Source organism: Pseudorhodobacter sp. E13 (assembly GCF_003991405.1).
In the GTDB taxonomy this organism is placed as follows: Bacteria; Pseudomonadota; Alphaproteobacteria; order Rhodobacterales; family Rhodobacteraceae; genus Pseudorhodobacter.
The window spans coordinates 24,632-37,778 of the sequence record NZ_RPEN01000144.1; the positions used below are offsets into that span (position 1 = coordinate 24,632).

At 60.8% G+C, this 13,147-nt stretch carries 10 protein-coding genes and 2 tRNA genes; 3 read left to right on the forward strand and 9 right to left on the reverse strand.

The window, feature by feature from the left end; genetic code table 11:
* A tRNA-Glu gene (locus EGN72_RS03860) sits at positions 1-75 on the forward strand.
* A gap of 551 nt (positions 76-626) precedes the next feature.
* On the opposite strand, the gene EGN72_RS03865 is transcribed toward EGN72_RS03860, so the two are convergent.
* From EGN72_RS03865 to EGN72_RS03905, 9 genes are all read right to left on the reverse strand, one after another.
* Positions 627-716: transfer RNA gene (locus tag EGN72_RS03865), tRNA-Ser, on the reverse strand.
* A gap of 81 nt (positions 717-797) precedes the next feature.
* A complete protein-coding gene (locus EGN72_RS03870; protein ID WP_127045336.1) occupies positions 798-1,517 on the reverse strand; it encodes an alanyl-tRNA editing protein in 720 nt (239 codons plus the stop codon).
* Positions 1,514-3,979 carry a DUF3772 domain-containing protein gene (locus EGN72_RS03875; protein ID WP_127045337.1) on the reverse strand — a complete coding sequence of 822 codons (2,466 nt, stop codon included), beginning with the start codon at positions 3,977-3,979 and terminating at the stop codon, positions 1,514-1,516. The genes EGN72_RS03870 and EGN72_RS03875 overlap by 4 nt, the downstream gene beginning before the upstream one ends.
* Positions 3,976-5,007: a cysteine synthase A gene (locus EGN72_RS03880; RefSeq protein ID WP_127045338.1), complete on the reverse strand. Its 1,032-nt coding sequence runs from the start codon at positions 5,005-5,007 to the stop codon at positions 3,976-3,978. The genes EGN72_RS03875 and EGN72_RS03880 overlap by 4 nt, the downstream gene beginning before the upstream one ends.
* Positions 5,008-5,106: 99 nt before the next feature.
* A complete protein-coding gene (locus EGN72_RS03885; RefSeq protein WP_127045339.1) occupies positions 5,107-6,237 on the reverse strand; it encodes a gamma-glutamylcyclotransferase in 1,131 nt (376 codons plus the stop codon).
* 5 nt (positions 6,238-6,242) lie between these two features.
* Complete coding sequence (locus tag EGN72_RS03890) at positions 6,243-6,683, reverse strand: TrgA family protein (RefSeq protein ID WP_127045340.1); 441 nt, start codon at positions 6,681-6,683, stop codon at positions 6,243-6,245.
* Positions 6,684-6,705: 22 nt separating this feature from the next.
* Complete coding sequence (locus EGN72_RS03895; RefSeq protein ID WP_127045341.1) at positions 6,706-7,926, reverse strand: cyclopropane-fatty-acyl-phospholipid synthase family protein; 1,221 nt, start codon at positions 7,924-7,926, stop codon at positions 6,706-6,708.
* Between the two features lie 45 nt (positions 7,927-7,971).
* Positions 7,972-9,399, reverse strand: coding sequence for a deoxyribodipyrimidine photo-lyase (locus tag EGN72_RS03900; RefSeq protein ID WP_127045342.1), 1,428 nt, complete (start codon positions 9,397-9,399; stop codon positions 7,972-7,974).
* 150 nt (positions 9,400-9,549) lie between these two features.
* On the reverse strand, positions 9,550-10,782 hold the full coding sequence (locus EGN72_RS03905; protein WP_127045343.1) for an aminotransferase class V-fold PLP-dependent enzyme: 1,233 nt from the start codon (positions 10,780-10,782) through the stop codon (positions 9,550-9,552).
* Positions 10,783-10,994: 212 nt separating this feature from the next.
* Between EGN72_RS03905 and EGN72_RS03910 the strand changes: the two genes are divergently transcribed.
* Together EGN72_RS03910 and yghX are read left to right on the forward strand one after the other, a co-directional pair.
* Positions 10,995-12,050 carry a PotD/PotF family extracellular solute-binding protein gene (locus tag EGN72_RS03910; RefSeq protein WP_127045344.1) on the forward strand — a complete coding sequence of 352 codons (1,056 nt, stop codon included), beginning with the start codon at positions 10,995-10,997 and terminating at the stop codon, positions 12,048-12,050.
* Positions 12,051-12,251: 201 nt separating this feature from the next.
* Entirely contained in the window at positions 12,252-13,139 is an 888-nt protein-coding gene (gene yghX, locus EGN72_RS03915) for a YghX family hydrolase (RefSeq protein WP_127045345.1), read from the forward strand.
* The last annotated feature ends 8 nt before the right edge of the window (positions 13,140-13,147 follow it).

A 13,147-nucleotide genomic window follows, 5' to 3' on the forward strand; every position in this document is an offset into this window, starting at 1 on the left:
GGTCCGTTCGTCTATCGGTTAGGACATCAGGTTTTCAACCTGAGAAGAGGGGTTCGATTCCCCTACGGACTGCCACTTCTGCTCCCCCCCACAAATCAAATCGTGTGACTATTTGTTTGGTCTGCAACCCGTGATTTGCGTCCGCCCCTTGCTACGCATGGGCGCGGCACTGCGGCAAAGGCAGGCGGTTACCCCCTGCGTGAAGTCGCCCCCACATGCCACACCCGAAAGCTAGCGGCCCTGCAGCGGGATGAGGCGGCCTGAAACACGATCCACTCGGGCGGGATATCATTGGCTACGTCCGCCAACCCCATGAAAAAGGTGCGCCAGATGTGCGACAAGGGCCATGACGGGAAGGTTTTCCTTGTGGGATTGCCAAGAGGGACCGGAAAGGAATGCCTTTTTCAGTTTCCACAATTCAGAGAATTTGGCGTAGCAGGAGGGAGGGTCTAACCTCGGCGACTTCAAATCAGGACCGGTCGGCGAAGCATTATCCACGCGCGGCCAAATTGTAGGAGAAAAGTCAGACGACTCACCCCAGATTTAGCGCCTCAGCAAAAATGTGATGGGGGACAGATACGGGCCTAAACAGCCAAAGTAATTGCTAAAAATGAGATTGGAATAAATGGCGGAGCGAGAGGGATTCGAACCCTCGAGACGGTTCCCCGCCTACACACTTTCCAGGCGTGCGCCTTCGACCACTCGGCCACCGCTCCGTTGTGGGGTCTTTAGCCTGCATTCAAGGGTGGTGACAAGGGGGGGCAGAGAGAATTTCACCATTCTCTTGCACCGCGGCCTTAATCCACCAGGCTCAGGGTCACGCGGCGGTTCTGGCGGCCCTTGTTTTCGATCTTGCCAAGGGCGACGCGACCGATTTCGGCGGTGCGGGCGACATGGGTGCCGCCGCAGGGTTGCAGATCGACCTGCTGCGCCTCGGTCCCGATCCGGACCAGTCGCACGCGCCCATGCCCCATCGGCGGCATCACCGACATGGTTTTCACGATCCCCGGATTGGCCTGCAATTCCGCATCGGAGATCCAACTGTCCGTGACCGGAAAATCGCGATCAATCAGACGGTTGAGCGCCGTTTCCACGGCCTGTAAATCCTGCGGCGGCTCTGGCATCGCGAAATCAAGCCGCCCCCTTTCAACCCCGATCTGCCCACCGGTGACGGGCAAAGGGATGACAACCGACAGCAGATGCAGCGCGGTATGCACACGCATATGACGGTGGCGGCGCGACCAGTCCAACACCTGCCGCACGGGGGTTCCAACGGCCGGGATCTCTGCCGGCTCTGCGGGCAACAGGCCCACCTGCCCTGCCTCCAGCTTCACCGCTGTGGCGATGGCAAGCTTGTTGCGGCCCCAGATCAAATGGCCGCTGTCACCCGGCTGGCCGCCCCCGGTGGGATAAAACAGCGACCGGTCGAGGATGATGGCACCTTCCGGGCTATGGCCCAGAACCACCGCCTCTGCCTCGGTCAGATAGGCATCCTCGCGGAACAGTAGCTCGGTCATTTCGGCTTCCTTGGGGCTTTGGCCTTGGGCGTCTCAGCGGCGGGTTCCATCAGGGCGACAGGCTCACCGATGGCGCGCGCGGGTTCCTTTGCGGCCAGCATTTTCTCCAGCGCTTCGGGGTTGCGTATCCAGATGTCACGCTGACCGAAGGGAATTTCGATACCTTCCTCGGCAAAGCGACGGGCGATTTCGTGGTTGATCTCGGACCGCACGGCCAAAGAGAAATTGACATCGCGCAGGATTACCCGGATTTCAAAATCCAGACTGTCCGCACCAAAATTCACCAAAACCACAGTCGGCGGCGGGTTCAGCACGGCCAGCGGCTGTGCCTCGGCGATCTCTTGCAGGATCTTTTCGACCTTGCGCGTATCGCTGCCATAGGCCACGCCGACCTTGACGATCAGCCGTCCCGACAGGTTGAACCGCGTCCAGTTCGTCACCATGCCCGACACGAAATCAGAGTTCGGCACGATCACATCGGTGCGGTCAAAGGTCTGAATACGGGTGGAGCGCACGGAAATCCCGCGCACGGTGCCCATGACGCCATTCACCTCGATCCAGTCGCCTTCGGAAATCGGACGTTCGATCAGCAGGATGATACCGGCCACGAAGTTCGACACGATGTTTTGCAGGCCAAAACCGATACCCACAGACAGCGCCCCGGCCACAATGGCAAGGCCCGACAGATCAAGACCAGCCGCGTTAATCGAGATCAGCCCGGCAAGGAAAATCCCGACATAGCCGACGCCCGCAACGATGGCATTCTGCCCGCCTTGGTCCAATGTGGTCTTTGGCAGCACGGTGGTTTTCAGCGCGCCTTGCAGCAAACGGGTGGCCAGAAAGCCGAAGCCGAAGACAACCGCCAGCAAGATGAAATCGGTGGGCGAAATACGTGTGGCCCCGATCTGGAAGCCATCGCGCAGCTTGGTCATCACCTCGGTCAGATCAGAAATCCGCGCGCCCCAGATCAACGCGAAAAAGGGCGTTGACGCGAAGGTGAGGAAAAAGCCAATCAGCACCGGCACCAGCGCATCGCGCCCCCGCTCATCATTGCGGATGATCACGGCATAGATGGAGCCGACAAGGTTTTGCAGAATGAACAGCAGGCCTACCAGCCCCAGCGAGGCAACAGCCGGAAACACAATCCCCTGCCCTGCCCGCACATAACCCGCCGCCGCCAGAAGCGGGCCAACAACCGCCACCACCACGATCCCGCGGGACAAAAGCCCGATAATGCGCGAGGCAAAGGTGTTGGGGGCATCCTCGGGGGCGTCTTCATTGGCGCTTTTCAGCAGCAGCTTGCCCAAACGGAACAGAAAGAAACTGGCGATCAGAATGGTCGGAAACGCCAGCACGGCATTGGCCGCCTCGGACAATTCGGTTTCAGGCAGCAAGGCGTTGCGCAACACCTCCAGCGCCAGCGCGATGCCCAGCGCCTGTGACAGCCGCCGCGCCTTTGCGCGCGAGCCGATGCGCATCCGCAGATGGGTCGGCGCACTCGCCGCCGCCGGAAAGCTGCACGATCCCAACCAACGCGCAACAAAGATGATCAGGCCGATATAGACCAGTTCAGCCGCAACCACCTCGCCCAAGGGGCCGGGCATGCCCGACAGGATGATCGCGGTGGAAAAGGCCACCATACCCAGCGTCGGCACAATGACCTGCCCCAGCGAGGCGATGAAAGCCCAAAGCTCCCGCGCGCTGCTGCGGCCCCGGTCTTGCAATTGCACGGCAAAGGCTTCGATCAGGAACCGCCCCCGCAGAATGGTGAATGCGGCAAACAGCAACAGCGCCAGAATGGGGGGCAGCGTGTCCAGCAAAGCGTCGCGTTTGCTTTGGTTCTGCCAGTTGCGCAGCGATTCCTCGGTCAGGGCTTTGGCGGAGTTGAACAGCGCCGACACCGCAACAGGCCAATTCGCCGGGTTGATCGGCGAGGGCCAAAGCTGCAACAATGCCTCGGTCTGGCGTTCCCGCAACAATGAGTCGATCTCGGCGATCAACCCATCGGCGCGGCTATAGGCCTCTACCGCTGCGATGGCGGGGGCTTGCAACACGGCAAGCTGTTCGTTCAACGCCGCACGCCGCGCAGCAATATCCGGCGCTTCAGCACTGCCATCGGTGGGTGCAGCCCCCAGGGCATCAATCTGCGCGCGCACCGTTGTCAGCCGCGCCGAATTGGTGCCTTGCGCCGCCAGAAACCGCGCGCGCCAATCAGCGATTTCGCTGCGCAGGGTTTCCAGCCGCACTTCCGAGGAGCCCGGCTCCGAGATCAGCTCATCGGCGGTGTCGGCCAGCTTTTCCCATGCCTTGTAGTCCAAGGGCTGCTCGGTCGCCGCCGCTTCGGGCGTCGCACCATTGGAAAAGTTGGATTGCGCAAATGCGGCGCTGCCAAGCCCGACCCAAAGCAAGGCCAGCAGCAACGCCAGAACGAGGCGGATATGCCGAAAGGCGGTCTGCGTCATTCTTCGAACACGGTCGGCAGGGCGCGGCCCGGCTTGTCCAGCCAATCTGGCACCGGAAGACCCTTGGAATGCAGGAATTCCGGGTTGAACAGCTTGGACTGGTAGCGCGTGCCATAATCGCACAGGATCGTGACGATGGTCTTGCCCGGCCCCATATCGCGCGCCATCCGCATGGCCCCCGCAATATTGATACCCGACGACCCGCCAAGGCACAGCCCTTCTTCGGCAAGCAGATCAAAGACAATCGGCAGTGCCTCGGCATCCGGGATGCGGTAGCTGTAATCAGGCTTCAACCCTTCAAGGTTGGCGGTAATGCGCCCCTGCCCAATACCTTCGGTGATCGAGGAACCGGGGCTTTCCATCTTGCCGGTGGTATAGAAGGAATGCAGCGCCGCCCCTTCCGGGTCTGCCAATCCGATCTTGACGCCTTTGGGCTGCAACGCCAGTGCCATGCCCGCCAAAGTGCCCCCCGACCCCACGGCGCAGATAAACCCATCTACCTTGCCGCCGGTTTGTTCCCAAACCTCGGGACCGGTGGTTTCCACATGGGCCTGCCGGTTGGCCGTGTTGTCAAACTGATTGGCCCAGATCGCGCCATTTGGTTCGGTTTGTGCAAGTTTTTCGGCCAGACGGCCAGAATAGCGCACATAATTGTTCGGATTCTTATAAGGTGCCGCGGGAACCTGCACCAGTTCCGCCCCGGCAAGCCGCAGCATATCCTTCTTTTCCTGACTTTGCGTTTCAGGAATGACAATGACGGTGCGAAACCCCATCGAGGCCCCGACCAGCGCCAGCCCGATGCCGGTATTGCCCGCCGTGCCTTCGACAATGGTGCCACCGGGGCGCAACTGCCCCTTGGCAATCGCATCCTTGATGATGAACAGGGCTGCGCGGTCCTTGACCGACTGGCCGGGGTTCAGAAACTCCGCCTTGCCCAGAATTTCACAGCCCGTCGCCTCCGAGGCTTTGTTCAGCCGGATCAAGGGGGTCTTGCCAATGGCATCTGCCAGATCGCTATAAATGCGCATCCGATATTCCTTTATTCTGTTGCCCTTGGTGTAGGGGCAGGCGCGCAGAAACTCAAGCATTCCCCGCGCGCAGGCTGCATCAAATCAACTGCGCTGGGGTCAAGGTTCTGTGACAACCGCCCCGGCTTCCGCCTGCAAACGCGCACGTTCCCGGGCCAACCAGTAATAGCTAAGAAGCAAGGGCGCAGTCGTCGCCTCGCCACGCTGCACCAAGGCCTCGAAGGCGTCAAATGTCATCAGATGGCCCTTGATATCTTCCGCCTCCGACGCCTCGCCGCCAAGAATGGCCGCGCCATCGGGCAAATCGGTCAACGCAACGTAGGAATACAGATATTCCGTCTTGGCCCCCGGTGACGGGTAATAGGCGCCGATGGGGATCATCGCGCCCAAGGTCAGGCCCGCTTCCTCCACCGCTTCGCGCCGCGCCGCTTGCTCGGGCGTCTCGGCCGGGTCAATCCGGCCTGCAATCGCTTCCAACTGCCAGGGCTGCACATCGCCGCGCGCGTAGGGCCCCGTGCGGAACTGTTCCACAATCAAGACACGGTCGCGGACCGGATCATAGGGCAGCACCGTCACCGCATCACCCGAGACAAAGGCCGCCCGCTTGACCAATGGGCTGCGCGTGCCGTCAAACCGCTGGAAAGACAGGGAATACTCCTCAACCGCAAAGAACGCGGCATAGGCTTGGTGTCGCGCGTGCTGCGTGACATCACCGGGCGTGGCACTGCGCCGTGTTTCTGTTGGCCCCGGTTCCGCCGCCCGCACCCTGCTGGAGCCACGCACCAGCATCGGCTGCCAGCGCTGCGGGGCAATCTGCTGCGGAAAAACCGCCATCACATCCCCTGCAGTGGCCACGATCGTCGGGCCCCAGACCCCTGCCCAATCGGCAAGGTTCCAGCGCGCGCCGGGCTGCCAAAGGCCGGGATTGGGAAAATACACCAACGCCTGTTCCTGCCCCCCCGCCGCGCTGACGGTCAGCTTTTGGGTGTGATAACCGAACGGCCCTTCGTAATGGTCCAGCCGCGCCATATCCGTGGCCGACAGATCACGCAACAACAGCCCTTCGGCCTGCGCGCCTGCCTCGGGCTGAATCAGCGGGAAATCATGCCCCTGCGCCCAATACACCGCGTGATCCGCCAAAGACGCAGGTGCCACATCCGGCACGCGCCCCAAAACAACCGCGAGCAGCGGCACGTGGCACAGCGTCCCGTAAACAAACAGCGTTGCCATACCGATCAATCCCAGCGCTTCTTGGCCCATTCCGCGCAAAGACCGCCCAGAATACCACCGACAAACAACAGGCTTAGCAATTCGGGCGTCAACAGGCGCAACCCGTTTTCCAAGGCAAGCGCAAAAATATCGACAATCGCCTCCATCGGGCTGTCATAGCGCTTTTTGAACGCTTTGCGCACCATCAGAATGATGCAACAGACCAACACCGACCAAGCCGTGAACGTCACAGATGTGCGCACCCCAAAGCCCGCCGAGGCGCGATAGCCTTTGCCCGTCAACGACCCCATCACCATCCAGCCCGATATCAGCCCGATCACCGCACAAATCAGGGTGAACTGGCCGAATTGCGTGCCTTCAGGCATGCGCAGCTTGAAAGCTTCCGCGGTCAGAAATGCCGTGGCCCCAAAGAACACGGCGGCGATCAATCTGGAAATCGTTGGCATCGGGCCCCTGCGGTTTGGCCCGTCACGCCCCCTGCAGCGGCTTCGTGACGGTGATCTGCGTTACATCGCAGTTTCCGCCGTGAAAGGCCCCAGCGCAAGAGGTCAGATAGTAATTCCACATCCGCCGGAAGCGATCATCAAACCCAAGCCGGGCCACATCTTCCCAACGGGCATTGAACACCTCATGCCAGCGCCGCAGCGTGTCGCTGTAGCTTTTGCCAAACTCGACCGAGCCTTTGATATGCAGCCCCGCCTTCACCACCTCGGCCCGCAGCACGCTGGGGCTGGGAAGCATGCCACCCGGAAAGATGTGTTTCTGAATGAAATCAACACCTTTTCGATATACCTTAAAGCGTTTTTCCTGCAAGGTGATGATCTGCAAGGTGGCATGCCCGCCAGGCTTCAACCGATCCCGCAACGCGTTGAAATAGACGGGCCAGTATTTCTCGCCTACGGCCTCGAACATCTCGATGCTTGCCACGCCGTCATAAAGCCCGGTTTCATCGCGGTAATCCTGCAACTTGATCTCTACCCGGTCAGACAACCCGGCCTGTGCCATCCGTGCCACAGCATAGTCGTATTGCGCCTTGGAAATCGTCAACCCCGTCACGCGCAAACCGCGCTCCTTGGCGGCATATTCGGCAAAACCACCCCAGCCGCAGCCAATTTCCAGCACATGATCACCGGGCTTTACCCCCATCTGATCCACCATCGAGGCATATTTCTGCGCCTGTGCTTTTTCCAGACTCTCTTGCCCGGTGGTGAACAGGGCAGAGGAATAGGTCATCGTCTCGTCCAGCCAGAGCTTGTAAAAATCATTCCCCAAATCATAGTGATACGAGATATTCTTCTTGGCCTGCCGCTTGGAGTTGGAGCGCAAGACATGGCGCAGGCGTTCATACATGCGCACCAAAGCCATGCCATAGAACCCGTCATAAATCGCGTCATTATCGGCATGCACCAGATCCATGAAGGCTTGCAGATCGGGGGTAGACCACCAGCCCTCCAGATAGGCATCGGAAAAGCCGATATCGCCTTCGCGGATCAAGCGGGCAAACAGGTCCTTGTTATGCACCTCCAGCACAGCATGGGGGCCGGGCGCAGCACCTTCTGCCCGAAACCGCCGCCCGTCATCCAGCACAAGATCAAGCGTGCCATGGCCCAGACCCTGCGCCTGGCTGAACACCTGCGCAAAATAGCGCGGCAGGTTCTTTTGCCCGTCGGTGGTTGTCAGAATGTCCATCTTTTACCCCAGTTCTTCCCGCGGCAGCGCCGCCAATTCCTTTAGTTACGTCGCATCCGCGTCAGAGTTTCGCGCGGCATAGGCATCCAGTGCTCTTTTTCGCCCTGCAGCCAGATCGACCATCCGCGCAGGATAGCGCGCCTGCGCCGACAGCCCCCAAGACCGCGGCACCGCATCGAAATAGCTCAGCGCCTCTGGCCCCGGCTTGCGCGCCAGTTCGGCGATGAACCGATGGCGATAGGCGGCTTTGGGGTCAAATTTCTCGGCTTGGGTTTCGGGGTTGAACACCCGGAAATACAGCGCGGCATCGGGGCCAGACCCTGCCGCCCATTGCCAGCCCATCGCATTGGCCGCCGGGTCCCAATCGGTCAGACATTCGGCAAACCAACGCTGCCCCACCCGCCAATCGGTCAACAAATGTTTGGTCAGGTAAGAGGCGGCGATCATCCGCGCACGGTTATGCATGGTGCCCGTGACATACATCTCACGCATGGCGGCATCGACGAAAGGTTCCCCCGTCATCCCGCGCCGCCAACGCTCGGCATCCTCATTGTCATCGCGCCAGGCAAAACTGTCCCATTCCGCGCGCCAGTTCCGCGTGGCGATATGGGGCGTGTGGTAGATCAGGTGATAGGCAAATTCGCGCCAGACCAGTTCTTTCAGAAAATGCTCCGCCCCGGCGCGGCCTTCCTGCATGGCGCGCATCCCACCATGCCACACCATGCGCGGCCCGATCTCGCCATAGGTCAGGTTCTCGGACAAGCGCGAGGTTGCCTCTTGCGCCGGAAAATCCCGCGCCTCTTTGTATCGCTCCACCGGCCCGTCCAGAAACTGCGACAGACGCTCTTGTGCAACCGCCTCGCCAATGCCCTGATGGGGCAAGACAACCGAAGCCCCGCGCCGCATCGCGCGCGCCATCTGCCAATCGTCCAGTTGCGCGCTGTCAGGCCAGCTTGTCGGCGCGGCCAACCGCTTCGGCGCAGGTGCAGGGGCCGCCACGTCCAAGCCCTTCACCGCCCGCCAGAACGGCGAATACACCTTGTAATACCCGCCCTGCCCGGTCTGCACCGACATCGGCTCGAACAACAGATGCCCGGCATGGCTAACTGCCTCGACCCCGTCCGCCCGCAAGGCTGCCTTGACCACCTTGTCGCGCGCAATCGCCTCCGGGTCATAGAGCCGCGCCCAATGCACCGCCCCGGCGCCGGTCTCTTTCACCAACCCGCGCAACACCGAAAGCGCCTCTCCGCGCCGAAAGATCAACCGGCTGCCAATCGCCTCCAAAGCCTTGGCAAAAGCCGCAAGCCCAAGGCCCAAACGCCATTTTGCCGCCGCCCCAATGGCTTCCGTCTCAGGATCGAGGATGAACACCGGGATCACTGACCGCCCGGATTGCGCCGCTTGGCTCAACATCGGGTTGTCCGAAAGCCGCAAATCACGGCGGACCCAAAGGATCAAAGGCGTCTCAGGCATATGGCCCCATTCTTGTTTTGCACAGGTGTTACGCGTCCCCCCCAAAGATGGATCACTCTGCCCAATCTCATCTATTCAAAAATATCCCACGGGGGGACGTTCCTTTGCCCCGCAAAGGGACGTGGGGGGCGTGAAGCCCCCCTGCCGCGCTTAAAGAACTGCGTCCAAGGCTTTGATCAAACGCGCAATTTCCGCCTCCGATGTATAGTGCACAAAGCTCAGCCGCAGCACGCCTTGGTCGGGGTCGACCCCCATCGCTTGCAAGGCGCGCACAGCATAGAAATCACCACCTCCCGCCATGATCCCATGCGCGGCCAGCTCTGCCGCCACCGGCGCCGCCGCGCGGTCCAGCGCCAGCGCCACCGTCGGCGCCCGCCGCGCCGCATCGCGCGGGCCAAGCAACCGCAGATCGTTGCGGGCGGCCAGATGGTCCAGCAGGGGCTGCAACAGCGCAACCTCATGGCCGCGCATCAGATCATGCACCGCCCTGTTGCGCGCCGCAGGGCCCGCCGCCTGCCCCGGAAAATGATGATCATAAAGCGCATCAATATAGTCGGCCATCCCCGCACAAGCGGCAATCTGGGCATGGTCCGGCCCGGCGGGGGTAAAGCGTTTATACAAAACCCCCGCATTGAAATAATGGCATTGCGCCGGCAGCGCCGCCCCCACGCCACGACGGATCACCATGATCCCCTGATGCGGCCCATAGGTTTTATACGCCGAAAACAGATAGATATCGGCCCCAAGCCCCGCCACATCAGGCAGACCATGCGGCGCATAGCTGACGCCATCAACACAGGTAAACGCCCCCGCCGCCCGCGCCATGGCACAAATCTCGGCCACCGGGTTGATCTCGGCCACCACATTCGAGCAATGCGGAAAACACACCATCCGCACGCTTCCATCGGCCAGCAGGCTTTGCAGATCCTTGGGGTTCAGATGCCCGGTCTGCGGGTCAAGCGCCCATTCCCGCACCTCTACCCCGTCTTCGGCCAGCCGCCGCCAGACGCCGGAATTGGCCTCGTGGTCCTGATTGGTCACCACCACGGCCCCGCCCTGCGCTGTGATCAGCCGCCGCACGGCCTGCGCAAGCACGAATGTATTGGCGCTGGTCGATGGCCCAAAGGAAACCTCATCCCCCTCTACCCCCATCAGCGCGGCGAGGCGGCTGCGCGCCTCGTCCATCTCGGCCCCGGCCAGTTGCGACGCTTCGTAAGGCGCATAGGGTTGCACCTTGCGATGGGTGTAAAACCGCGTCAGCCGGTCAATCACCTGCCCACAGGTATAAGACCCGCCCGCATTCTCAAAAAACGCCTGCCCCGCAAGCGCTTCACTTTTGAACGCCGGAAACTGGCTGCGCACAAAATCAACGTCCAAGGCCATCGCCGTCTTCCCCCATCCCGATTGCTCTGCCCTGACCTTAGCCACGCCTCCGCCCGCCGCAAGCCCGAAGCGCCCGTAGGGAACCCCGCGCGCCCCCCGCGCGATTTATCGCGCTTTTCCCCCTTGAGCCGCGCGGCACAAACCCCTAGCTTTCTTGGGTCAGCAGCGGCGATCCACTCCGCCTGCCCTGTCCAACAGATGAGGAAAAACACATGAAAACCAAGAATAAACTGATGCTTGGCGCCGCTTTGGCCTTTGCCCTGCCCGTCACCGCAGCCTATGCCGCCGACCCTGAATTGATCGTGTTCGACTGGGCCGGTTTTGAAGATGAAAACCTGCTTACAGCCTATAAGGAAAAGCACGGCGATATCCCGACCTATGCCTTCTTTGGCGATGACGATGAGGCCTTCCAAAAGGTTGCCTCGGGTTTCAAGGCCGATGTGGCGCATCCTTGCTCTCAGATGGTGTCGAAATACCGCGACGCCGGGCTGATCGAGCCGTGGGATGTCAGCCGTATCCCGAACTTTGGCGAAATCTCGCCGCGCTTCCTGAAGTCCAGCATTTTCAAGGATGATACCGGCGTTTGGTATATCCCGACCGATTACGCCTATACCGCGATTGCATGGAACACGACCGATGTTCCGGCCGAAGACGTGGCAAGCCTCGCTGTCTTCCACAACCCGAAATATGCAGGCCGCATCTCGCTGCCCGACAATACCGATGATGTCTGGTCGCTGGCCCTGCTCGCCACTGGCGTTTCCGATTGGACCAATGTGACCGAAGAGCAGTTTCAGGCCGCCGCCGCATGGCTGCGCACGGCCCATGAAAACGTGGTCGCCTATTGGGCCGACCCGTCCGAACTGTCGCAGCTGATGGCGGGCGGTCAGGTGCAAGTAGCGTGGTCGTGGAACGACTCCATCGCGCTGATGCGCGAAGAAGGCTTCCCCGTGGGCTTTCAGCGTCAGGCGGCAGAAGGGGCGGCAAGCTGGTTCTGCGGCTATGTGAACTTCAAGGATGCCCCCGGCTCCGAAGACAAGGCCTATGATTTCATCAACTCCTGGCTGGATCACCGCTCCGCCCGTGGTCTGCTGGATGGCTTTGGCTATGCCCATACCAATGACGTCGCGATGGCGGAAATTCCGGCCGAAGATCTGGTTGCAGCCGATGTCAGCCCGATTGATACCACCTTGCTTGCCCAAACCCCGATCGACCCCGCGATGCGCGACCGGATGCTGGAAGAGTTTGAAAAGATCAAGGCAGGCTTCTAAGCACTGCTTGCCCTGCCCGGAGGCCAAATTCCGGGCAGGGCGCCATTGGGCGATTGAAACGTCCCCAAGGTTCATTTCCGGTCAGCCACAGACCGCGCCGACAAGCACAGCCCCCAACACGACATCGTGAACCGCTATCCTTTTGAAAGCGGGCAAAACTGGCTTAGCCTTTCGTTCTTACGCATGAATGGAGGTGTTAAGATGCCAAGGCTGACTGCAAAGGACTTTGACCCCAAACTTCTGGAACTTTACGATTTTTACGCGCATGGCATGATCACCAAGCGCCAGTTTCTGGATCGGGCCGCGAAATTTGCGGTGGCGGGGATGACAGCGTCGACGCTTCTGGGGCTGATGTCGCCGGATTATGCGATGGCCCAGCAAGTTTCGTTCAACGACCCAGATATCATCGCCGAATATATCACCTACCCCTCCCCTGCCGGCCATGGCGAGGTGCGCGGCTATCTGGTGCGCCCGGCTGCGGCCACCGGCAAACTGCCTGCCGTGGTCGTGGTGCATGAAAACCGTGGGCTCAATCCCTATATCGAGGACGTGGCGCGCAGGTTGGCAAAAGCCGGGTTTATGGCGCTTGCACCGGATGGGCTGACATCAGTCGGCGGCTATCCGGGCAATGATGCAGAGGGCCGCGAGTTGCAACAGAAGGTGGACCCCGAAAAGCTGATGAACGACTTTTTCGCCGCCGTTGAGTTCATGATGGCGCATGATGGATCAACCGGAAATGTGGGAATCACCGGGTTCTGCTATGGCGGTGGCGTTGCGAATGCGGCAGCCGTTGCCTACCCCGAACTCAAAGCCTCGGTGCCCTATTACGGTCGCCAACCTGCTGCCGCGGATGTGCCCCGTATTCAGGCCCCGTTGCTGATCCATTACGGCGCGTTGGACGAGCGGGTGAACGCCGGTTGGCCAGAGTTTGAAGCGGCGCTCAAGGCCAATGGCAAAACCTACGAGGCCTATATCTATGAAGGGGCCAACCACGGTTTCCACAATGACAGCACGCCCCGCTATGATGAAGCGATGGCCAAACTGTCATGGGATCGCACCGTGGCCCATTTCAAAACGCATTTGGCCTGACAGGCCGT